This window comes from Methylobacterium sp. Leaf99, from assembly GCF_001422375.1.
Lineage (GTDB): Bacteria > Pseudomonadota > Alphaproteobacteria > Rhizobiales > Beijerinckiaceae > Methylobacterium.
Map to the genome: position 1 here is coordinate 1,279,069 of NZ_LMMU01000001.1, position 22,116 is coordinate 1,301,184.

Consider the following 22,116-nt stretch of genomic DNA (forward strand, 5'->3'; position numbering starts at 1 on the left):
CGGGCCGGCGGACGAATGCAGACGATCAGGCGAGGCTGCGCGCCGCCTCGTGGATCGCCGCGCGGATGCGCTGGTAGGTGCCGCAGCGGCAGACGTTGCCGTCCATGGCCCCGTCGATGTCGGCATCCGTCGGCTTCGCGTTGCCCGACAGGAGGCCGATGGCCGACATCATCTGGCCGGACTGGCAGTAGCCGCACTGGACCACGTCGAGGCCGCGCCAGGCGGTACGCACCGCCTCGGCCACGCGTCCCGACACGCCCTCGATGGTGGTGACCTTGGCCTCACCGAGGTCGCCGATCCGGGTCTGGCAGGCGCGCACGGGCTGGCCGTCGAGGTGGACCGTGCAGGCGCCGCATTGCGCGATGCCGCAGCCGTACTTGGTGCCGGTCTTGTCGAGATGGTCGCGCAGCACCCACAGGAGCGGGGTCTCGGGATCGGCCTCGACGCTGTGGGCGACGCCGTTGACGGTCAGCTTCACCATGGGTCGTGCTCCGAACTCGCGATCTGGAACGATGCTAGACTGTGGAATACTTCCCCCGTGTGCGCCACCACACACGCCCCGTCCGCCGCGCAGTTCCCGCAGGGCCACCCCGTCGTCCGGAATCGAGACAATCCGGCGGATCGCGGCAGGTCGATCTTAACATATTTCGATCATCCTGACGGGGTCGTGTTCCGACATGCTCGCGGCCCCCAGGGCGGCGAGCCCCCCCTTCGCGCGATCCTCAAGACGGTAATGCCCGACCTGACAGCGGAGATGATTCAGCGCGGGCGCGGCCCGTCCGCCCCGGAGGCGGTCCGCCGCCGCGAGGTCGCGCGGGAGATGCGCTCGGCCCGGGAGAAGCTGACCTCGACGAGCGGGCTGGAACGCGCGTTCGACTACGAACTCATCCGCGTCTACGCCCAGTACCGGGCCGGCGCCGTCATCCCCCTGGCGCTCCTCGGCATCGCCATCGCGGGGACCTCCGCCCTGTGGGTGCCGCCCCCCGTCGCGGCCCTGTGGGGGGCGTGCCTGCTCGCGGCCGTCACCCTGTCGATGTTCGCGACCCGGCGCTTCCTGGCCCAGGACCCGGACGCGGCCTCCGTGACCGTGTGGCGGCGCTACTTCATGGTGTGCGAGGTCGTGCAGAGCACGTCCTGGGCCCTGATGATCCTGGTGGGCACCACGCCGGGCGCGCGCACCTTCGTGCTGTTCGGCCTCGTCATCGTCGCGGCGGTGGTGACCATGCTGGCCGCGACCCTGCCGGCGGCGGCGGTGGCCGCCCTCGTCCCCCTCAACGTCGCCGCCCTCGCCCTGCTCGCGTTCTCGCACGACATGGACACGGCGATGCTGGTGGCCATGGTGGTGGGCGCGCAGGTGTTCTTCATGGGGCTGGCCCAGCGGGTCTACGCCTCCACCGTGGGCGCCCTGAAATCCCAGGCGGAGAAGGACGCGATCTTCGGCGAACTCGAACAGGCCAAGGCCAATTCCGACGAGGCCCGCCGCCGGGCGGAGGAAGCCAACCTCGCCAAGAGCCGGTTCCTCGCCACCATGAGTCACGAGCTGCGCACGCCGCTCAACGCCATCCTGGGCTTCTCCGAGGTGATGAAGAACGAGGTGTTCGGCGCCCACGTGGCGCCGTCCTACAAGGAATACGCCGCCGACATCCACGACAGCGGCCTGCACCTCCTCAACCTCATCAACGAGATCCTCGACCTGTCGCGCATCGAGGCCGGGCGCTACGAACTCAACGAGGAGGCGATCCAGCTCGGCCATGCCGTGGACGAGTGCCGCCACATGATCGGCCTGCGCGCGCGGAGCAAGGGCCAGACCTTCCACGAGTTCATCGACGACACCCTGCCGCGCCTGTGGGCGGACGAGCGGGCCCTGCGCCAGATCATCCTCAACCTTCTATCGAACGCGGTGAAGTTCACCCCGCCGGGCGGCGAGATCACCATCAAGGTCGGCTGGACCTCGTCGGGCGGGCAGTATGTCAGCGTGAAGGACAGCGGCCCCGGCATCCCGGAGGACGAACTCGGCACGGTGATGTCGTCGTTCGGCCGCGGGTCCCTCGCCATCAAGACCGCCGAACAAGGGTCCGGCCTCGGCCTGCCCATCGTCAAGGGCCTCGTCGACCTCCACGGCGGCAACTTCCAGCTGAAATCGAAGCCGCGCGAGGGCACCGAGGTGGTGGTCACCTTCCCGGCGACCCGCGTCATGGACACCCTGCCGGCCCTCGATCTTCCGGGCGAAGCGCTGGCCGACCGGGACGGGCCGGGCGCCGCCGCGCCGAAGCCCGAGGCCAAGCGCGGCCGGTCCGCGGCGCGGGCGGCCTGACCCGACGCGGGCTGCGGCCGTCTCAGGCGCCGCGGGCCCGACAACCGCGCGGGCGATCCCCATCCGGACAGCCGTTCCTGGTCCGTATGTTGCTTGTTCGCGGCCCATGGGCACGGGGATCGGCCCCGCCGGGTCGGCCGCGGAACGGGGGACGATGAGCCAGACAGTCCCGACCGCTTCGCCTCCGCCGGCCGGCATCCCGACGCCCCTCGACGCGACCTATCGCCGGATCACTTGGCGGCTCCTGCCGTTCCTGATGGGCCTGTGGATCCTGTCCTGGATCGACCGGGTGAACATCGGCTTTGCCAAGCTGCAGATGCTCGCCGACCTCAGGTTCAGCGAGACCGTCTACGGCATCGGCGCGGGAATCTTCTTCCTCGGCTACTTTCTCTGCGAGGTGCCGAGCAATCTGCTTCTCGAATACATCGGCGCCCGCCGGACCATCGCACGCATCACCTTCCTGTGGGGCGCCTGCTGCGTGGCGATGATGTTCGTCACGACCCCGGCCGGGTTCTACGTGCTGCGCTTCCTGCTCGGCGTGTTCGAGGCCGGCTTCTATCCCGGCGTGATCCTGTTCCTGACCTACTGGTACCCCACCGCGCGGCGGGCCCGGGTGTTCGGCCTGTTCATGTCGGCCTCGGCGCTCGCCGGCGTCATCGGCGGGCCGCTCGCCGGCGCGATCATGACCGGCCTGGACGGGGTGAACGGCTGGTCCGGCTGGCAATGGGTCTTCCTGCTGGAGGGAATTCCCTCGATCCTCGCCGGCCTCGTCACCCTGGTCTACCTCACCGACCGGCCGGCGAAGGCCACCTGGCTCACGGCCGAACAGAGGGCCCTGGTCGAGGCCGACCTCGCCCGCGACGCGGCGGCGCTCGGCCCGCGCGAGCACCGCATCCTCGCCTGCCTCGGGGATGCCCGCGTCTGGCAGTGCATCGCGATCTTCTTCTGCATCGTCACCGCCAACTCGGCCCTCACCTTCTTCGGGCCGAGCGTGGTGCGGGAGGCCGGCTTCACCGATCCGCTCACCATCGGCTGGATCATGTCGGGGGCCTATCTCTGCGGCGGCGCCGGGATGATCCTCAACGGCCTCCACTCCGACCGCACCGGCGAGTCCCGGCTGCATTGCGGCGTGCCGGCCCTCGTCGGCGCGGTGGCCATCGCGGTTCTCGGCTTCCTCGTGCCCGTGAGCCCCGGCCTCGCCATCGTCGCCCTGACGGTGGCCATCGTCGGCACCATGAGCGCGATCCCCGTGTTCTGGCAGATCCCCGGCCGGTTCCTGGCGGGTTCGGCCGCCGCCGCCGGCATCGCCCTGATCAACTCGGTGGCGAACCTCGCGGGGTTCGGCGCCCCGGCCGCCATGGGCTACCTGCGCGAGCACACCGGCTCGGTCTCCACCGGCCTCTGGATCGTGGCCGCCGTCGAGTGCGCCGCCCTCGTCCTCATCCTCGCCTTCGTCCCGCCCGAGACGCCCACCGCGCAGGCCCGCGCCGTGACGGCTTGAGCGGGGCATCACGCCCCAAGGAGTTCCTCATGAATCGACAAGAATGGGATCGGCGTGAACCGGATCGACATGCCCTGACGCGCCGCGGCCTCGTCGGCGCCGGGATCGGCGGCGCCGCCATGGCCGTCGCGCCCGGCGCCCTGGCGCAGGCGGGGCCGCCCCCGGCGAGCCCGTCCCAGCCCGGCGCCCTGACCACGGCGCCGGTGGTCCAGGCCGGCCTCGGGCCGCGCCTGACCCTGCACGCCATCGACAATTTCCACGGCACGCCCGGCGCGGGCATGATCTGCGACCTCTCCATCCGCGAGGGCGATGCCTATCGGCCGATCAAGACCGTCACCACGGGTGCCAACGGCCGCACGGCCGAGCCGCTCCTGCTGGAGGACGCCCTGAAGGCCGGCCACTACGAGTTGCTCATGCACTTCGAGGACTACTTCGCGAAGACCGGCGCCACCCTGCCGAGCCCGAACTTCCTCGGCCTCGTGCCCGTGCGCTTCGTCATCCGCGACGCGAGCCAGCGCTACCACCTGCCGGTGCTGTTCACGCCGTGGGGCTATTCCTACTACCGCGGCAGCTGACGCCCCCGCGCCCGACCCTTCCCCGAAGTCTTCCTCGAAGCAGCGAGCCCCCATGGCCGGCATCACCACACACGTCCTCGACGCGGATCGCGGCCGCCCCGCCCCCGGGGTGCGCATCGAGTTCTCGATGATGGAGGGCGGCGCGTGGCGCCTCGTCAAATCCGTCGTCACCAACGCGGACGGGCGCACCGACAAGCCGATCCTGCCCGGCGACGAGGCCAGGGCGGGCCAGTACCAGCTCGAATTCCACATCGACGCCTATCTCAAGACGAAGCCCGGCGTGACCGAGGCCGACATCTTCGTCGACAACCCGGTGGTGCGCTTCTCGGTCTCCGACGTGAAGCAGCACTACCACGTGCCGATGCTGTGCACGCCCGGCAACTGCACGACCTATCGGGGAAGCTGAGACCCAATGACGGACCTCGCCACCCTGAACCACCTCGACCGCGCAGACTTCGTCGCCCTGCTGGGCGGCGTGTTCGAGCATGCCGCCTGGGTCGCCGAGGGCGCGTTTCCGGCCCGGCCCTTTTCCGGCGTCGCCGATCTTCACGCGGCGATGATGGGCATGGTGCGGGGAGCCTCGACGGAAGAGCGCCGGGCCTTCCTCAACGGGCATCCGGAGCTCGCCGGCCCGGAGGCACGGGCGCGCAGCATGACCGCCGATTCGGCGAGCGAGCAGGGCAGCGCCGCCCTCGACCGCATGCCCCAGGCCGACGCGGACGCCTTTGACGGCCTGAACGCCGCCTACCGCGAAAAATTCGGGTTTCCGTTCATCGTCGCCGTGCGGGGCCGCGACCGGGCCGAGATCCTTCGGATCTTCGAAGCGCGCGTGCTGCGGGACCGGGCGGCGGAGGAGGCGACCGCCGTTGAGGAGATCGCCCTGATCACCCGGATGCGCCTCGACCGCCTGATCAGCTAACCCGCCGAGCGCTCAGAGACGCCGGCCTGGGCGAAGGTCGCCATGTCGCGGTGGCAGGCGAGCGCGCCCTTGAGGAGGCCCACCGCCAGGGCCGCGCCGGAGCCCTCGCCGAGCCGCATGCCCAGCGCCAGGAGCGGCACGAGGCCGAGGCGCTCCAGCACGTCGGCATGGGCACCCTCGGCCGAGACGTGGCCGGCGAGGCAATGGTCGAGGAGCGACGGATCGAGGGCATGCAGGATCGCGGCGGCGGCGGTGGCGACGTAGCCGTCGAGGACCACCGGCACCCGCTGCAGGCGCGCGGCGAGGATCGCCCCGGCGATGGCCGCGATCTCCCGGCCGCCGAGGCGGGCCAGGATCTCCAGGGGGTCATCGAGGTGGCCGGCATGGTGGGCGAGCGCCGCCTCCACGGCCGCGACCTTACGGGCGAGGCCCGCCTCGTCCACCCCCGTGCCGCGCCCGACCCAGTGGGCCGGCGCGCCGCCGTAGAGGGCGGCGTAGATCGCCGCCGCCACGGTGGTGTTGCCGATGCCCATCTCGCCGACCGCCAGGCAATCGGTGCCGGCGGCCACCGCCTCCATGCCGAACGCCATGGTGGCGACGCAGGCCTTCTCGTCGAAGGCCGGGCCCGTCGTGATGTCGCCGGTGGGGAGATCGATGGCGAGGTCGAACACCTTGAAGCCGAGGCCGTAGGCGGCGCAGATCTGGTTGATCGCCCCCCCGCCGGCGGCGAAGTTTTCGAGCATCTGCCGGTTCACCTCCGCCGGATAGGCCGAGACGCCCCGCGCCGCGACGCCGTGGCTGCCGGCGAAGACGCAGACCAGGGGCCGGTCGAGGCTGGGCTGGCCCTTGCCCTGCCAGGCGGCGAGCCAGGCGACGAGGTGTTCGAGGCGCCCGAGGGAGCCCGTGGGCTTCGTCAGGGTGGCGTCGCGCTCGGCCACCATGGCGACGGCGTCCCGGTCCGGCCCCGGCAAGCCGGTGATGAGGCGGCGGATGTCGGCGAACGGGGTCTCGTCTGACATGGGATCTGACATGGGGCACGAATCCGGGGGCGGCCGCCGCGCCGGGATGGCGGACCGCCTGTCGCCGGAGCTATAACGGGCGCCGGGATGGCGGTGAAGGCGGGGGTTGTGGCGATGGACTCCGAGCGTCCGGACGAGCCGGCCTTTCCGGGGGCGGGGCTCGCCTACGACGGGGCCGCGTGCCTGCGGTTCTACTCGCGCCTGCCCGTGCCGGCCCTGCCCGGCGAGGGCGACCCGCACGCCCCGCCGGATTTCACCCGCGTGCCCCGGATGCTGCCGCTGGCCGGCCTCGTCCTGGCGCTGCCCGGCGCCCTGGTGCTGCTCGCCGCCTGGGGGCTCGGCCTCGGGCCGTTCCTGGCCGCGACCCTGGCGGTCGCCACGGGCGTCCTGATCACAGGCGCCCTGCACGAGGACGGCCTCGCCGACGTCGCCGACGGGTTCGGCGGCGGCACCACCCGCGAGCGGCGCCTGGAGATCATGCGCGACAGCCGCATCGGCGCCTATGGCGGCGTCGCCCTGGTCCTGGCCCTGGCCCTGCGCATCGGGGCGCTCGCCACCCTCCTCGACCGGGTCGACGCCGGCGCGGCCGTCGCCCTGGTCCTCGCCGCCGCCCTGTCGCGCACCGCCGCCCTCGCCCCGATGGTGCTGCTCGATCCCGCCCGCCGCGACGGCGCCGCCGCCGCCGTGGGCCGCCCCGGGCACCCCGCCTTGATGGTGGCGGGTACCCTCGCCTTCGCCCTCGCTCTCCTGGCCGCGCTCCTCGGCCTGCCCTTCGGCGGAATCGTCCTGATGCTGGTTCTCTCCGGCCTCGGCGCCCTGGCGGTGACGGCGCTGGCCCGGCGCCGGATCGGCGGCCAGACCGGCGATGTCATCGGCGCCTGCCAGCAGGTGGCCGAGATCGCCGCCCTCCTCGGGCTCGTGGCGGCGGTGCCGGCCTGATGGTGTCCGCGACGCCATCCGGGCTTGATCCCCCGGCACCCCGGCTGGCATGAACGCCGGGATGATCCAGGCCGCCCCGAAATTTTCGAGCCCGAAGCTCTCGAGCCCAAAGCCCTCGAGCCCCTGCAACAAGACCTGCCTGCTCGATGCGGTCTCGGGCCTGTGCGAGGGCTGCGGGCGCACGCGCAACGAGATCGCCCTGTGGGGCTCGATGACGGAGCCCCAGCGGCAGGCGGTGATGGCGGGTCTGCCCGAGCGCCTGCACCAGGCGTTTCCACACCGTGCCTTCCCGAACCGGGTCGCCCCGTGAGCGTCCCCGGTCTGGCCCTCGCCGCCCTCGGCCTCGTGTTGGCGGTGCTGATCTTCTCACACGACAGCCGGAGCGTCGTCGGCCTGGAGCCGGACCAGCTCGCGAGTCTCGCCATCAGCGGCAGCCTGCTCGCCGTCATCGCCGCCGGGTTCTGGCACCAGTTCCGCGGCAATCTCGGGGCGAACGTGCGCGCGGCGCTGATCTGGGGCGCCCTCGCCCTCGCCCTGGTCGCCAGTTACGCCTACCGCGACGAGGCCCGGACCGTGGGGGCGCGGCTGATGGGCGCCGTGCGGCCAGGCAGCGCCGTGGTTGGAGACGACGGCAGCGTGACCATCACCCGTCGGGCCGGCGGCGACTTCCACGTCCGCGCCGAGGTCAACGGCCAGGCCCACGGCTTCCAGTTCGATACGGGCGCGAGCTCCGTGGTGCTCACCGCCGAGACGGCGGCGGCTTTGGGCATCCGGCCGGCGGAATCGGAGTTCGGGGTGCGGGTCTCCACCGCCAACGGCACCACTATGGCGGCCCCGGCCTTCCTCGACTCGATCCGCGTCGGCACCCTCGTGGAGCGCCGCGTCCCGGCCCTGGTCAGCCGGCCCGGCGCCCTGCGCGACAACCTGCTCGGCATGAGCTTCCTCGACCGCCTGTCCGGCTTCGAGGTGCGCGGCGACCGGCTGATCCTGCGCGGGTCTTAGGCCGCCTGATCGCGCTCGGCCTCCGCCCGCGCGACGAGGGCCACGGCCTCCCGCAGGGTCTCGACGCCCGCCTCCGGGTCGAGGCCCCGGGTCGAGAGGTGGCGGCGATAGGCCCGCGCGCCGGGGCGGCCGTTGAACAGGCCGAGCATGTGCCGGGTCACCCCGTGCAGGCGCACGCCTTCCTGCAGGAAATCGGCGAGTGCCGGCACGAACGCCTCCGCGGCTGTGTAAGCGTCGGCCACGGGGGCCGCCTCCCCGAACAGCACCGGATCGACGTCGAGGAGGATCGCCGGGTCGCCGTAGGCGGCGCGCCCGATCATCACGCCGTCGACCTGGGTGAGCTGCGCCTTGGCGTCCGCGACCGTCGCGATGCCGCCGTTGATGGCGATGGGCAGCCCCGGATAAGCGCGCTTCAGCCGCGCCACCCGATTGTAGTCGAGGGGCGGCACGTCGCGGTTCTCCTTCGGCGACAGGCCCTGGAGCCACGCCTTGCGGGCATGGACGACGAGGCCGTCGACCCCGGCCGCGATCACGGCCTGCGTCAGCGCGTCGAGGGCGAGCTCGGTGTCCTGGTCGTCGACGCCGATGCGGCACTTCACCGTGACGGGCACACCCGCGGCGGCCTTCATGGCGGCGACGCAGTCGGCCACCAATGCGGGCTCGCGCATGAGGCAGGCGCCGAAGCGCCCGTCCTGCACCCGGTCCGACGGGCACCCGACATTGAGGTTGACCTCGTCGTAGCCGAACCCTTCGGCGATCCGCGCGGCCTGCGCCAGATCGGCCGGGTTCGACCCGCCGAGCTGCACTGCCACGGGATGCTCCGCCGGCGCGAAGGCGAGGAGTCGGTCGCGCGGGCCGTGCAGCACGGCGCCGGTGGTGACCATCTCGGTGTAGAGCCGGGCGCGCCGCGACAGGGTGCGGTGGAACGCCCGGCAGTACCGGTCGGTCCAGTCCATCATGGGTGCAATGGAGAAGCGCAGGTCGTCGGGCGTCATCGCGCCGACATAGCGGTCGAGCGCGGAAGCTTCAACGCGGCGGTCAGTGATCGTGCTTGCAGTCCGGTCCGTGCACATGGCCGGGGGCGTGGTCATGAGCGTGGCCGTGGGAATGCCCATGGTCATGCGTATGTTCTTGGGCGTGCTCGTGCGAATGGGCGGGGCCGTGATCCGCGTGGGAAGGCCCGTGATCGTGCGAATGATCGTGCCCGCACTGGCTGTGATCGTGCGCCTCGCGCTCCGGCTTGAAGGCGCGGGTGACGGGGGTCGCGGCGCAGCCCTGACCGCGCACGAGTTCGGCGGCGGAGGCTGGAACGTAGAGAACCTCCGCCGCGATCTCGGCCGGGACGTGGCTGCCGCCGAGCTGCCAGGCGAGGCGCAGGAGGCGGGCGGGGTTGGTGGCGCGCACCTCCAGGAGGGCTTCGGCCGCCGCCTCCACGAGGATCAGGCGGCCGTCCTCCAGCCGCAGGGCGTCGCCGTCCTCGAGGGACGCCGCCTTGGCCAGCGCCGGGGTGAAGCCGAGGCCGCCCGCCCCCGTCAGGGTCGCGGGCGGGGCCTGGCGGGCGGCATGGTCGAGGGTGACGCGATCGACCACGGCGTCGGCGCGGACGGCGGCTTTGCGGATCAGGGTGGTGGCGCGCAGCATGAAAACCTCTCGGACAGGCCACACCCCTACCGGATTTCGGCCGCGAACGGAAAGCCGGCGAAAACTCGGCCGTACCGCCCCCACGGCGGGAACCTTAGCCGTACCGCGTGCATTCCTTGAGCGGAATAGCTAAGCTCAAGTCTCGCTTCGGACCGGCTCAAGACCGGACATCACCACGCCTACGGGAGTCTCGCATCATGAAGAAGCTCATCGCCGCCACCCTCGCCGGGGCCCTCGCCCTGTCGCTCGGCGCCTGCAACACCCCCGAGGATCGCGCGCTCGGCGGCGCCGGTCTCGGTGCCCTGGCGGGTGCGGCCATCGGCGGCGCGGCGACCGGCCGGGCCGGCGGCGCTCTGGCGGGTGCGGCCATCGGCGGCGCCGGCGGCGCCATCGTGGGCGCCTCCACCGCCCCGCGCTGCCCCTACGGCACCTACCGCGACGCCTACGGCGACGTGTACTGCCGCTGAGTTTTTTTGACGGGATGCCGCGCCTCCGGGCGCGGCGGATACGCGGTGCGGGAAGGGTCGGGGCACACGCCCCGACCCTTCCTTCGTTTGGGCATGCCCCCTCGCATCGCGAAACCCCTCCGGTATAAGAACGCCTCGCGACACCTCACCCGCCGGCCGCCCGATGCCCCCGCTCCCCGTCCCTCCCCTGCCGCGCCCGGCCGCGAGGTCCGCCTGATGAGCATCGGGATCTGGGGCAAACTCGGAGGTGCGGGTCTCGGCCTCGCCGTCGGCGGGCCCATCGGCGGGCTGGTCGGCGGGGTCGCGGGCCATTTCCTCGTCGATCGCGAGGGCGCCCTGTTCGGGACCACGCCCCGCGACGTGGTGTTCACCACCGGCCTCGTGGCTTTGGCCGCCAAGATGGCGAAATCCGACGGCGTGGTGACCCCATCCGAGATCGAGGCGTTCGCCCAAGTCGTGCAGGTGGGCGAGCGCGAGCGCGCTGGGGTCCAGCGCCTGTTCGATCTCGCCAAGGGCACGTCCAACGGCTTCGAGGCCTATGCCCGGCAGCTCGCCGGCACCTTCCACGACGAGCCTGGCCTGCTCGAGGACGTCCTCGACGGCCTGTTCCACATCGCCAAGGCCGACGGGGCGATCCATGAGGCCGAGGAGCGCTACCTGCGCGCCGTGGCCGAGACCTTCGGCTTCGACGAGGCCGCCTTCCGGCGCATCGCCGCCCGCCACGTCAGCCTGGCGGACGATCCCTACGCCGTGCTCGGCCTCGACCACGATGTCGACGACGCCGCCCTCAAGGCGGCCCACCGCGCCCTGGTGATCGAGAACCACCCCGACCGGGCCATGGCGCGCGGCCTGCCGCCCGAGGCCGTGACCATCGCCACCCGGCGCCTGGCCGCCATCAACGCGGCCTACGACCGGATTTCCGCCGAGCGAGGGTTGCGATGAAGCCGAATCCCGAGAGCCCGCTCGCCACCTCCGTCCACCCCTCGCCCAACCACGGCGAGCGCCGCAGCGGCCCCGTCGACCTGCTGATCCTGCACTACACCGGCATGGAGAGTGCGGCGGCCGCCCTGCAGCGACTCGCCAACCCCGTGGCGGAGGTCTCGGCCCATTACGTGGTGCTGGAGGACGGGCGCGTGGTGCAGATGGTGCCCGAGGGCCGCCGGGCCTGGCACGCGGGCCGGGGCTCCTGGGCCGGGATCACCGACATCAACTCCCGGTCCCTCGGGATCGAGATCGTCAACGCCGGCCATGCCGGCGGCCTGCCGGCCTATCCGGCGGCGCAGGTCGCCTCGGTGATCGCCCTCTGCGGCGATCTCACCGGGCGCTGGAGCATCCCCGCCCACCGGGTGCTCGCCCATTCCGACATCGCGCCCGAGCGCAAGGAGGACCCCGGCGAGCATTTTTCGTGGGACGCCCTGGCGCGGGCCGGGATCGGCCATTGGGTGACGCCGACGCCGATCCGCGACGGGCGCTTCTTTTCGCAGGGGGATTCGGGCCAGCCCATCGAGGCGCTCCAGGCGATGTTTTCCCTCTACGGCTACGACCTGCCCGTGACCGGGGCCTTCGATGCCCGGACAAGGGCCGTGGTCACCGCGTTCCAGCGCCACTTCCGCCCCGCCCGGGTGGACGGAGTGGCGGATGCCTCCACCATCACGACCCTGCGCGACCTCATCGCCGCCCTGCCGGGTCGGGGCTGAGCCGCGAAACCACCCGAGGAAGGCCTCATGCTGTCCCGCTTTCTGACCATCGGCCTGCTCGGCCTCGTTGTCCTCGCCCCGGCGGCCTGGGCGGAGCCCGCTGGTACGTGTCAGGACGGCCCCGACTTCACGCAGCCGGCCCATCTCGCCACGGTGATCGCGCCCGAGCGCGTCCCCTTCGTGAAATCAACCTGGCAGGACAAGGCCTGCCCGTCGGCGCAGGCGGCGTGCCGCGAGGCGGCCTATCTGGTGGCGGGCAACCGGGTGCTGGTGAACGGCACCCTGCGGGATTTCGCCTGCGCCACCTATCGCGGCGCCAAGGGCGCGACCCGCAGCGGATGGATCCCGCAAGCCGCCCTCAAGACCGAGCCGCCGACGAATCCCGGTCTCGCCGACTGGGTCGGGACCTGGACGAGCGGACCGGAGCAGACCATCACCATCGTGGCCAAGGGCGACAGTCTCGTCCTCGTCGGCGAGGCCACCTACGGGGCGCAGGACCCGGAGCGCGTGCGGCGGGGGGGTGTCAATATCGGTCAGTTCCAGGCCACGGCGCAGCCGACGGGGGCGAATCTCGGCTTCACCGAAGCGGCGGATGGCGGCCCGACGCAGCCCTACGGGCATTCCGACGATTCCGCCTGCCAGGTCCGCCTGCGCCTCGTCCCGCCCTTCCTGCAGGCCCAGAGCAACGCGGGCTGCGGCGGCATGAACGTCACCTTCACGGGCCTCTACGGCCGAAAAGGTTGAGGCGGGCGGCGCCCCCTCCCCTCAGGCGTGGTGCGCCTCGGCCTTCTCCGCCTCCGAAGACGCACCCCGCGTGCGCCACAGGCTGTAGCTGACGCCGGCCACCAGCAGCACCACGGTGACGGCGAGGGACACCCAGGCCGGCACGTGGACGAGGTCGAACGTGTCGGCGACCACGATCTTGGTGCCGATGAAGATCAGGATGAAGGCGAGCGCCGTCTTGAGGTAGGCGAAGCGATCCACCATGGCGGCCAGGGCGAAGTAGAGCGCGCGCAGGCCGAGGATGGCGAAGATGTTCGAGGTGTAGACCACGAAGGTGTCGGTGGTGATGGCGAAGATCGCCGGCACGCTGTCGACGGCGAAGATCACGTCGGCGCCGTTCACGAGGATGAGGGCCAGGGCCATGGGCGTCAGCCACAGGGCGAGCTTGCCGGTCTTCGGATCGGGTTTGCGCACGACGAAGCGCTGGCCGTGCAGCTCGGGCGTGATGCGCAGGGCCTTCTGGAGGTAGCGGACCACCCGGTTCTCGTTGATGTCGCCGGGCTCCTCCTCCTTCGAGAACAGCATCTTCAGGCCGGCGAAGATGAGGAAGGCGGCGAAGATCGACAGCACCCAGGCGGCCTGATGCACCAGGGCGGCCCCGAGCCCGATCATCAGCCCGCGCAGGAGCACGGCGGCGAGGATGCCCCAGACCAGCACCCGGTGCTGGGCCGCGCGCGGGATGTTGAGGGCCGTGAGGATGACGGCGATGACGAAGACGTTGTCCATGGACAGCGACTTCTCGACCACGAGGCCGGCCACGTATTCCTGGCCCGCCTGCGGTCCGAGGTACCACCACACCCAGCCGCCGAAGACGAGGCCGAGGCTGAAGTAGAACGCCGTGAGGAGCAGGCTCTCCTTCACGCCGATCTCGTGGTTCTTGTCCTTGTGCAGCAGGCCGAGGTCGAAGGCGAGGAGGCCCGCGATCAGGGCGTGGAAGCCGAGCCACATCCAGACCGGCTTGCCGAGCCATTCATAGGTGAGAAGTTCCATGCGCGGACCGTCGATGCTTCTTGAGGAGAGAAAGCATCGGCTCCGACATCACGGAACGCATCACAGAGCATCCCGCCAGAGGGGCCCGCAGCCGATGGGCCGGAGTTGGGGCCAGGGGACACGCGAATCAAGGGCGGCGCTTGACAGGGACACCCGCGCGACGGCCTTGCCGGGGTCGCGATCCCTGGACGGTCGCGCGGAGCTCGCATGACGGGACACCCTGAGAACGGCCCGGCGGTGATCGGCGGCGGCCCGGCCGGGCTGATGGCGGCGGAGGTGCTGGCGCGGGCCGGCCACGCCGTGACCGTCTACGACCGGATGCCGTCGCCATCGCGAAAACTTCTCATCGCCGGGCGCGGCGGCCTCAACCTGACGCATTCCGAGGCGCTGCCCGAATTCCTCGGTCGCTATCACCCCCCCGGCGGGGCGCTCGCCGGGGCCATCGAGCGTTTTCCCCCCGAGGCCCTGCGGGCGTGGTGCACCGATCTCGGCCAGCCGACCTTCGTCGGGTCGAGCGGCCGGGTGTTTCCGGACAGCTTCAAGGCCTCGCCCCTGCTGCGGGCCTGGCTCGCGCGCCTCGACGGTCTCGGCGTCACCCTCCGCACCCGCCACCGCTTCGTCGGCTGGTCGGAGACGGGCGCGGTCCGGTTCGAGACGCCGGAGGGCCGGGTCGAGGCCCGTCCCGCCGCCCTGCTCCTGGCGCTCGGGGGCGCGAGCTGGCCCCGCCTCGGCTCGGACGGCGCCTGGGTGCCGGTGCTGGAGGGCCGGGGCATCCCGGTGACGCCCCTCCGGGCCTCCAATGTCGGCTTCTCCGTCGATTGGTCGCCGGTGTTCTCCGAGCGCTTCGCCGGCCAGCCCCTCAAGCGCATCGCCCTGAGCGTGGGCGATCACCGGGTCCGCGGCGAGGCGATGATCACCGCCGGGGGGATCGAGGGCGGCGCGCTCTACGCCGCGTCCCACGCGATCCGGACGGCCCTGGCCCATGGGCCGGGGATCGCCATCACCCTCGACCTGCGCCCCGACCTCCCGGAGGGCGCCCTGGCCCTGGCCCTGGGCAAGACCAGACCGGGCGAATCCCTCGCCAACCGCCTGCGCAAGGCCGCCGGGCTCTCGCCCGTGGCGGCGGGGTTCCTGCGCGAGGCGGCGGGACAGGCGCTCCCCGGCGAGGCGGCGGCCCTCGCCGCCCTCATCAAGGCCGCGCCCCTGCGCCTCCTGGCCCCGCGCCCCATCGAACGGGCGATCTCGTCGGCCGGCGGGGTGCCGTTCGGGCAGATCGACGACGGCTTCATGCTGAGCGCCCGCCCCGGCACCTTCGTCGCCGGCGAGATGCTCGACTGGGACGCCCCCACGGGCGGCTACCTGCTCCAGGGTGCCTTCGCCAGCGGCCGGGCGGCGGGGGAGGGGATGCGCGCCTGGATGGCGCGGCGCTGATGTGAAGTCCGGCGGACGACCGCCGCGCCGCGGTCGTGGCGCCGCGCCGCGAAGTGGGCTCAGAGTCGGCCGCAGACGGCCACCAGACCCTGGCTCTCGGACGGACACGACGCACCCGTGCCCCGGCTCATGGTGGCGCTGCCGGTCGGCAGGCAATAGGCCGAGACCAGGGTCTCGCCGGTCTCGCAGGTCACGGCGCAGCCGCCGGCCGGGCAGGATTCGGGACGCAGCACCCGGAACGGCGACGGCGCGGCCGCCAGACCCGTCACGCCGGCCGGTCCCTGGGGACCCGCCGGGCCGGTCGCGCCCTTCGCGCCCACTTCGCCCTTCGCGCCGGCCTCACCCTTCGCACCAGCGTCGCCCTTGGGACCAGCGTCGCCCTTGGCACCGGTCTCGCCCTTGGCACCCGCCTCGCCCTTGGGACCGGCGGCGCCCTGCGGACCGGGCGGGCCCTGCAGGCCGGCGGCGCCCTGCGGTCCGGTGGCGCCGTCTTCGCCCTTGGCACCCGCCTCGCCCTTGGCCCCGGACTCGCCCTTGGGGCCGGTCTGGCCGACGGGGCCGCAATTGGACACCACGGCCTCGCGCTCGTCCTCGCCCGCCTTCAGGGTCGCGACGCAGTTGTGCGGCATGTGGGGCAGGCGGAAGACGAAGCGGCCGCGGCTGTCGGCGATGACGGAGATGTCCTCGTCGAGGATCACGGTGAGGCCGGGTTTGCGCACGCTGCCGGAGATGCGCAGGTCCCCGTTCTCGAAGCGCGCGTCGTAGACCTGGATCGGCTGGACCGGTGCCTGCGCCCGGCGGGGCTTGGCCTGCTGGGCCTGGGCCGAAGCGGTCCCGGCACACACGAACAGGCCCGACAGGACCACGAGGACGCGATCGAGGCGCATGTAGACTCTCCCGGCTGATCCCGCGTCTCGTGCGCGGCGGCCACGAGTGCTGCCCTGCCCGCCCCCCAGGGTCAAGCGATGTGGTTAACCGCAGGGGGGCTCGAAGCTTCGGCGCATCGGGCCGCCCGCCCACAGCTCTCCACAGGCCAAGCCCCTGGCGACGGGGACGGAATGCCGGGAGGTCGCAGGCCGATCGCACCGCCGCCGGAAATCGGTTGAATATGTTCCTGTTTTGTTCTTAATCTCCGGCCATGGAGCGCCCGGATGACGCCTACCCCCCCCGCCCGCCGACCGGACGCAGCCCCCCGCGAGGGTGGCGATGTCAGCACGCGGCTCGCGGCCCTGCGTGCACGGGTCGCGCTCCACGATGGGCAGGCCGCCCCGCGAAAAATCCTGTCGTTCGGGGTCCACGCCGTCGATGGGCGCCTGCCCGGCGGCGGCCTCGGCCTCGGCCACCTGCACGAGGTCGCCCCCGAGGCCGAGGGCGACGAGGCGGCGGCCCTCGGTTTCGCCCTCGCCCTCGTCGCCCGGCGCCTCGCCGAGGTCGCGGGCGATGCCCTCCTGGTCATCGCGAGGGGGCATCCGATGCCCTACGGCCACGGGCTCGCCGGCCTCGGCCTCGACCCCGGGCGGCTGCTCCTGTTCGAGGCGGCCAGCGACACCGACGCCTATCGCGCCCTGGAGGAGGCCCTGCGCGCCGGGGGCCTGTCCGGCGAGGGACTGGCCTCCGGCGCCGGGGGATTGGCGGCGGTGGCGGGTCTGGTCGATGCCGGCCTGCCCCTGACGCAGAGCCGGCGGCTGCATCTGGCCGGAGGGCGCACGAACGGGCTGCTCCTCGTGCTGCGCCCGGCGGGGGCGGACAGCCCGAACGTGGCTGCGACCCGGTGGCGGATCGCCGCCGGCAAGGCCCTGCGGGACCGGTTCGGCTGCATCGAGCGGCCGTGCTGGCGGGTGCGGCTCGACCGCTGCCGCAACGGACGGACGGGAGATTGGCTTCTGGAGTGGGATCATGCCGCGCATCGTTTCGGTCTGGCTGGAGCATTGGCCGGTCACCCGCCTGAGGCGGGCGCAGTCGGGCCTCATGCCGGGCCATCCTGACGATGCCCCCCTCGTGGTCGCCGCCGGGGAGGCGACGGGCCTGCGTCTCACCGCCGTCGATGCGCGGGCCCGGGCCCTGGGCCTGCGCCCCGGCGAGCCCCTGGCCCGCGCCCGCGCCCGGCTGAGCACACCGCTCTCCGTCCATCCGTCCGATCCCGAGGCCGACGCGGCGGCCCTCGACCGCCTCTGCCTGTGGGCCAAGCGCTACACGCCGAACGTGGCGGCCTTCGGCGCGGCCGAGGCGCGCGACGGGTTGTTCCTCGACGTGGCGGGATCGAGCCACCTGTTCGGCGGCGAGGCCGGACTCCTGGCCGACCTCGCCCGGCGGCTCTCCGCCAACGGCGTGCCGGCGCGCATGGCGCTGGCCGGCACGCCCGGCTGCGCCTTCGCCCTGGCCCGCTACGGCGCCGGCGGCCTCGTGCCGGCCGGCGGCGAGGCCGCCGCCCTGCGCGACCGGCCCGTCCTCGCCCTGCGCATCGAACCGGAGATGGCCGTCACCCTCGGACGCCTCGGCCTGCGCCGGATCGGCGAGCTGATGGACGCCCCCCGCGCGCCCCTGGCCCGACGCTTCGGCGAGGGGCTGATCCGGCGCCTCGACCAAGCCCTCGGGCACCGGCCCGAACCCCTGGTGCCCCTGGACGAACCGGCGGCGCTCGGTGCCGCGCGCGGGTTCCTCGACCCCATCGGCCATCAGGCCGTCATCGTCGCCACGGCGGCGCGCCTCATGGAGACCCTGGCCCCGCGCCTGGAGGCGGCCGGCCTCGGCGCGCGGGCGCTCCGCCTCACCCTGCACCGGGTCGACGGCGTGATCCGCACCCTCGCCCTCGCGTTGAGCGAGCCGACCCGCTGCTCGGTCCAGGTGGGGCGCCTCCTCGACCTGCGCCTCGACCGCCTCGGCCCCGCCCTGGACGCCGGCTTCGGCTTCGAGACCGTGCGCCTCGACGTCGTCGGCACCGGCCCGATCACCGCCCGGCAGGTGGATTTTTCGGGGGGCGGCCGCGCGGCGGCGAGCGCGTCCGGCCTCGCCGATGCCCTGCGCCAGCGCCTGGGGCGCGGCATCCTGCGCCTCGCCCCGCACGCGAGCCACGTGCCCGAGCGGGCCGAGGCCGTCGAACCGTGGCGGGTGACCCGCGTCGCCCCGCACCATCCGGTCCGGGCCGGCACGGGGCTGCTCCGCCCCCTCGTCCTCCTCACCCGCAGCGAGGCGGCCGAGGACATGCTCGCCCCCGACGGCCCGCCCCAGCGCTTCCGCTGGCGCCGGCGCCTGCACCGGGTCGCCCACGCGGACGGCCCCGAGCGCATCGCCGGGGAATGGTGGTCGGGGGCCACCCCCACCCGCGACTATTACGTGGTCGAGGACGAGGCCGGCCGGCGCCTGTGGGTCTACCGGCAGGCGCCTCTTCCGATGCAACCCCCTATCCCGGCTCAAACCCTTACTCCGTCGCAGGCGGCGGGCTGGTTCATCCACGGGATGTTCGCGTGAGGGCAGCGTCCCAGCGGGCGGGGGCATGACGCCGCCCTACGCTGAGCTCGCCGTGACCACGAACTTCTCCTTCCTGCGCGGGGCCTCCCACCCGGAGGAGATGGTGGCGACGGCGGCCGCGTTCGGGTTCGCCGCCATCGGCATCGCCGACCGCAACACGCTTTCGGGCGTGGTGCGCGCCTATGCGGAGGGGTTGCGTCGGGCGAAAGCCGGGGAGCCCCCCATCCGCACTCTCGTGGGCGTGCGCCTCGTGACGGAAGACGGGTTCGAGGCGGTCGCCTATCCCATGGACCGGGTGGCCTACGGCCGGCTCTGCCGCCTCCTCACCCTCGGCAACCGCCGCTCGGAGAAGGGCGCCTGCCGGTTCTCCTTTCCCGAGATGCTGGCGGCGAGCGAGGGCCAGATGCTGATCGCCATGCCTCCCGGAAACATGCCGCCGGAGGACTTGGACCAAGCCTTCGCCGACCACCTCGCGGCCCTCGCCGAGGCCGCGCCGGGGCGGACGTTCCTGGCCGGCAGCCACCACCATCGCGGCGACGAACGCCGGCGCCTCGGCCGCCTCGCCGAATGGGGAAAGCGCCTCGGCGCGCCCCTGGTGGCGGTGTCGGACGCCCTCTACCATGCCCCCGGCCGGCGCCCCCTGCAGGACATCCTCGCCTGCATCCGCGCCGGCTGCACCCTGCGCGAGGCCGGCTACCGGCTGGAGGCCAACGCCGAACGCCATCTCAAGCCGCCCAGCATGATGGCGCGGCTGTTTGCCGACCACCCGGACGCGCTGGCCCGGACGGTGGAGATCGCGCAGGCCTGCGGCTTCTCCCTCGATCAGCTGCGCTACGAATACCCCGACGAGCCGGTGCCGCCGGGCCGGACCGCCCAGGGCTATCTCGCCGACAAGGTCCACGAGCGCGCCCGGTGGCGCTACCCGGACGGCATCCCCGAGGCCATCGCGAACACCATCGCGGACGAGCTCGTCCTCATCGCGAAGATGGATTACGCGCGCTACTTCCTCACCCTGTTCGACATCGTCGAGTTCGCGCGCTCCAAGGGCATCCTGTGCCAGGGCCGCGGGTCGGCCGCCAATTCCGTGGTGTGCTACTGCCTCGGCATCACGGCCGTGGACCCCACCGAGATCCGCCTGCTGTTCGCGCGGTTCATCTCGGAGAACCGGGCCGAGCCGCCCGACATCGACGTCGATTTCGAGCACGAGCGTCGCGAGGAGGTGATCCAGCACCTCTACGACCGCTACGGCCGCGACCGCGCCGCCATCTGCGCCACGGTGATCCACTACCGGCCGCGCAGCGCCATCCGCGAGGTCGGCAAGGTTTTGGGCCTCACCCCCGACATCACCGGCGTGATGGCCGACACCGTCTGGGGCTCCTGGGGCGCCGACCTGCCCGACGCCCATGTCGAGCAGGCCGGCCTCGATCCCAGGAACCCGGCGATCCGGCAGGCCCTCGATCTCGCCCACGCCCTCATCGGTTTCCCCCGTCACCTGTCGCAGCATGTTGGCGGCTTCGTGCTCACCCGCGGGCGCCTCGACGAGACCGTGCCGGTGGGCAACGCCGCCATGGCGGACCGGACCTTCATCGAGTGGGACAAGGACGACATCGACGTCCTCGGCCTGATGAAGGTCGATATTCTGGCGCTCGGCATGCTGAGCTGCCTCAAGCGCGGCGTCGACTTCCTGGCCCGCGACTACGGCCACGACTACCCGACCCTCGCCGACCTGCCGCGCGAGGACCCGGCCGTCTACGCCATGCTGTCGAAGGCCGATTCCGTCGGCGTGTTCCAGGTCGAGAGCCGGGCGCAGATGTCGATGCTGCCGCGCCTGAAGCCGGCCGAGTTCTACGACCTCGTGGTGCAGGTCGCCATCGTCCGCCCCGGCCCGATCCAGGGCGACATGGTGCATCCCTACCTGCGCCGGCGCCAGAACTTGGAGCCCGTGATCTACCCGTCGCCCCATCCCGATCACGGACCGGCGAACGAGCTCGAGAGCGTGCTCAAGCGGACCTACGGCGTGCCCCTGTTCCAAGAGCACGCCATGCAGATCGCCATCACGGCGGCCGGGTTCCTGCCGTCCGAGGCCGACGGCCTGCGTCGGGCCATGGCGACCTTCCGGCACAACGGCGAGATCGTGAACTTCCGGACGAAATTCGTCGAGGGCATGGTGGCGCGCGGCTACCCGCGCGACTTCACCGAGCGCTGCTTCAAGCAGATCGAGGGGTTCTCCACCTACGGCTTTCCCGAGAGCCACGCGGCGAGCTTCGCCCTGCTGGTCTACGCCTCGGCCTGGATGAAGTGCCGCCACCCCGACGTCTTCCTCGCGGCGATCCTCAACGCCCAGCCCATGGGATTCTACCAGCCGGCCCAGCTCGTCCGCGACGCCCGCGCCCACGGCGTCGAGGTGCGCGGCGTCGACGTGAACGCCAGCGCCTGGGACTGCACCCTGGAGCCGGCCTCCGAGCCCCCGCCCCCGGGCGTTCCCCGGCGCCTCGCCGTGCGGATCGGCCTGCGCCAGGTGAGCGGCGCGCCGGAGGCGGCCATGCGCCGCCTCGTGGCCCTGCGCGGCAACGGCTACGCCAGCATCGAGGGGTTGCAGGCGGCCCTCACCCTGCCGCGCAACGCCCTGGAGCGGCTGGCCGAGGCCGACGCCTTCCGCTCCCTCGACCTCGACCGGCGCGCGGCCCTGTGGGCGGTGCGGACCCTGGAGGGCACGTCGAGCCGCAAGGCCGCGTCGCGCCAGGGCACCGACCGGCGCGCGCATCTCCTGGAGGCGCCGATGCCGCTCTTCGCCTTCCACGCCGATGACGGGCTGTTCCGCACCGAACCCGCCGTGGCGCTGCCCGAAATGGCGGCGTCCGAGCACGTGGCCGAGGATTACGCCGCGACGGGCCTCTCCCTGAAGGGCCATCCGGTGGCGTTCTTCCGGGCGCGCCTCGCCCGGATCGGCGCGATTCCCGCCCGCGACCACCACGACCCGGCCCGCGTCCCCAACAACGCCCGCGTCACCGTGGCGGGCCTCGTGCTCACCCGCCAGCGCCCCGGCACGGCCCGCGGCACGGTGTTCCTGACCCTCGAGGACGAGACCGGCATCGCCAACGTCATCGTCTGGGCCAAGGTGTTCGAGGCCCACCGGGCCGTCGCCATGGGAGCGCGCTTCCTCGCCGTGCGCGGGCGGGTGCAGCGCCAGGGTCTCGTGGTCCATCTCCTCGCCGAACAGTTCCGCGATCTCAGTGCCGAATTGCGGAGCCTGCGCGAGGGCGGCCTGCGCCTGCCCCCCGAGACCACGGATTTTTCCGCGCCGCCCGACCGGCGTGTCTATCGCAGCCGGGATTTTCATTAAGTTCCAGACCTCGACAGGATCTGGAGC

Annotated in this window: 22 protein-coding genes; 16 read left to right on the forward strand and 6 right to left on the reverse strand. The window is 72.6% G+C overall.

The genetic code is table 11. From position 1 onward, the window contains the following. Positions 1-25: 25 nt before the first annotated feature. On the reverse strand, positions 26-481 hold the full coding sequence (locus tag ASF28_RS05805) for a (2Fe-2S)-binding protein (RefSeq protein WP_056088849.1): 456 nt from the start codon (positions 479-481) through the stop codon (positions 26-28). Between the two features lie 252 nt (positions 482-733). On the opposite strand from ASF28_RS05805, the gene ASF28_RS05810 reads away from it, so the two are divergent. The 5 genes from ASF28_RS05810 (at position 734) to uraD (ending at position 5,309) form a co-directional block, all read left to right on the forward strand. Next, complete coding sequence (locus tag ASF28_RS05810; protein WP_082476018.1) at positions 734-2,314, forward strand: sensor histidine kinase; 1,581 nt, start codon at positions 734-736, stop codon at positions 2,312-2,314. Positions 2,315-2,468: 154 nt separating this feature from the next. Then, entirely contained in the window at positions 2,469-3,815 is a 1,347-nt protein-coding gene (locus tag ASF28_RS05815; protein WP_056088852.1) for an MFS transporter, read from the forward strand. Positions 3,816-3,844: 29 nt separating this feature from the next. After that, positions 3,845-4,390, forward strand: a complete 546-nt coding sequence (gene uraH / locus ASF28_RS05820) for a hydroxyisourate hydrolase (RefSeq protein ID WP_082476019.1) — start codon at positions 3,845-3,847, stop codon at positions 4,388-4,390. Between the two features lie 52 nt (positions 4,391-4,442). Further along, the gene (gene uraH / locus ASF28_RS05825; RefSeq protein ID WP_056088855.1) at positions 4,443-4,796 is read left to right on the forward strand and encodes a hydroxyisourate hydrolase; all 354 of its coding nucleotides are present in this window, start codon (positions 4,443-4,445) and stop codon (positions 4,794-4,796) included. A 6-nt stretch (positions 4,797-4,802) separates the two neighbouring features. Then, the gene (gene uraD / locus ASF28_RS05830; protein WP_056088858.1) at positions 4,803-5,309 is read left to right on the forward strand and encodes a 2-oxo-4-hydroxy-4-carboxy-5-ureidoimidazoline decarboxylase; all 507 of its coding nucleotides are present in this window, start codon (positions 4,803-4,805) and stop codon (positions 5,307-5,309) included. Here the strand turns inward: uraD and cobT are convergent. Beyond that, positions 5,306-6,328 carry a nicotinate-nucleotide--dimethylbenzimidazole phosphoribosyltransferase gene (gene cobT, locus ASF28_RS05835; protein ID WP_443189710.1) on the reverse strand — a complete coding sequence of 341 codons (1,023 nt, stop codon included), beginning with the start codon at positions 6,326-6,328 and terminating at the stop codon, positions 5,306-5,308. The two genes, uraD and cobT, sit on opposite strands and share 4 nt — an antisense overlap. Positions 6,329-6,442: 114 nt before the next feature. Between cobT and cobS the strand changes: the two genes are divergently transcribed. The 3 genes from cobS to ASF28_RS05850 all read left to right on the forward strand — a co-directional run bounded on the left by cobS (position 6,443) and on the right by ASF28_RS05850 (position 8,269). Further along, positions 6,443-7,267 (forward strand): adenosylcobinamide-GDP ribazoletransferase, encoded by an 825-nt coding sequence (gene cobS, locus ASF28_RS05840; protein WP_056091279.1) that lies wholly within the window; start codon positions 6,443-6,445, stop codon positions 7,265-7,267. A 61-nt stretch (positions 7,268-7,328) separates the two neighbouring features. Then, the gene (locus ASF28_RS05845) at positions 7,329-7,577 is read left to right on the forward strand and encodes a DUF1289 domain-containing protein (RefSeq protein ID WP_056091281.1); all 249 of its coding nucleotides are present in this window, start codon (positions 7,329-7,331) and stop codon (positions 7,575-7,577) included. Then, on the forward strand, positions 7,574-8,269 hold the full coding sequence (locus ASF28_RS05850; protein ID WP_056088864.1) for a retropepsin-like aspartic protease family protein: 696 nt from the start codon (positions 7,574-7,576) through the stop codon (positions 8,267-8,269). Before ASF28_RS05845 ends, ASF28_RS05850 begins: the two co-directional genes overlap by 4 nt. Here ASF28_RS05850 and dusA read toward each other — a convergent pair. Both dusA and ASF28_RS05860 read right to left on the reverse strand, forming a co-directional pair. Further along, entirely contained in the window at positions 8,266-9,264 is a 999-nt protein-coding gene (gene dusA / locus ASF28_RS05855; protein WP_082476020.1) for a tRNA dihydrouridine(20/20a) synthase DusA, read from the reverse strand. The genes ASF28_RS05850 and dusA overlap by 4 nt on opposite strands. 43 nt (positions 9,265-9,307) lie before the next feature. Further along, entirely contained in the window at positions 9,308-9,910 is a 603-nt protein-coding gene (locus ASF28_RS05860; RefSeq protein WP_056088866.1) for an urease accessory protein UreE, read from the reverse strand. Positions 9,911-10,107: 197 nt separating this feature from the next. Between ASF28_RS05860 and ASF28_RS05865 the strand changes: the two genes are divergently transcribed. The 4 genes from ASF28_RS05865 (at position 10,108) to ASF28_RS05880 (ending at position 12,818) form a co-directional block, all read left to right on the forward strand. After that, positions 10,108-10,377, forward strand: a complete 270-nt coding sequence (locus ASF28_RS05865; RefSeq protein ID WP_056088870.1) for a hypothetical protein — start codon at positions 10,108-10,110, stop codon at positions 10,375-10,377. Between the two features lie 216 nt (positions 10,378-10,593). Next, positions 10,594-11,319 carry a TerB family tellurite resistance protein gene (locus ASF28_RS05870; protein WP_056088873.1) on the forward strand — a complete coding sequence of 242 codons (726 nt, stop codon included), beginning with the start codon at positions 10,594-10,596 and terminating at the stop codon, positions 11,317-11,319. Continuing rightward, entirely contained in the window at positions 11,316-12,074 is a 759-nt protein-coding gene (locus tag ASF28_RS05875; RefSeq protein ID WP_056088876.1) for an N-acetylmuramoyl-L-alanine amidase, read from the forward strand. The genes ASF28_RS05870 and ASF28_RS05875 overlap by 4 nt, the downstream gene beginning before the upstream one ends. A 27-nt stretch (positions 12,075-12,101) precedes the next feature. Further along, a complete protein-coding gene (locus tag ASF28_RS05880) occupies positions 12,102-12,818 on the forward strand; it encodes a hypothetical protein (protein ID WP_056088879.1) in 717 nt (238 codons plus the stop codon). Positions 12,819-12,839: 21 nt separating this feature from the next. Here the strand turns inward: ASF28_RS05880 and ASF28_RS05885 are convergent, their stop codons facing one another. Further along, positions 12,840-13,847, reverse strand: coding sequence for a TerC family protein (locus tag ASF28_RS05885; protein ID WP_056088882.1), 1,008 nt, complete (start codon positions 13,845-13,847; stop codon positions 12,840-12,842). Between the two features lie 207 nt (positions 13,848-14,054). Here ASF28_RS05885 and ASF28_RS05890 point away from each other — a divergent pair, with 207 nt between their 5' ends. Beyond that, positions 14,055-15,278 carry a TIGR03862 family flavoprotein gene (locus ASF28_RS05890; protein WP_056088885.1) on the forward strand — a complete coding sequence of 408 codons (1,224 nt, stop codon included), beginning with the start codon at positions 14,055-14,057 and terminating at the stop codon, positions 15,276-15,278. Between the two features lie 59 nt (positions 15,279-15,337). On the opposite strand, the gene ASF28_RS05895 is transcribed toward ASF28_RS05890, so the two are convergent. Further along, on the reverse strand, positions 15,338-16,165 hold the full coding sequence (locus tag ASF28_RS05895) for a collagen-like protein (protein ID WP_056088888.1): 828 nt from the start codon (positions 16,163-16,165) through the stop codon (positions 15,338-15,340). Between the two features lie 264 nt (positions 16,166-16,429). On the opposite strand from ASF28_RS05895, the gene ASF28_RS05900 reads away from it, so the two are divergent. The 3 genes from ASF28_RS05900 to ASF28_RS05910 are packed head-to-tail and all read left to right on the forward strand — an operon-like array spanning position 16,430 to position 22,089. Continuing rightward, positions 16,430-17,263 carry an ImuA family protein gene (locus ASF28_RS05900; RefSeq protein WP_056091287.1) on the forward strand — a complete coding sequence of 278 codons (834 nt, stop codon included), beginning with the start codon at positions 16,430-16,432 and terminating at the stop codon, positions 17,261-17,263. Continuing rightward, positions 17,175-18,746 (forward strand): Y-family DNA polymerase, encoded by a 1,572-nt coding sequence (locus ASF28_RS05905; protein ID WP_056088891.1) that lies wholly within the window; start codon positions 17,175-17,177, stop codon positions 18,744-18,746. The genes ASF28_RS05900 and ASF28_RS05905 overlap by 89 nt, the downstream gene beginning before the upstream one ends. 25 nt (positions 18,747-18,771) lie before the next feature. Continuing rightward, positions 18,772-22,089, forward strand: coding sequence for an error-prone DNA polymerase (locus ASF28_RS05910; protein ID WP_056088893.1), 3,318 nt, complete (start codon positions 18,772-18,774; stop codon positions 22,087-22,089). The last annotated feature ends 27 nt before the right edge of the window (positions 22,090-22,116 follow it).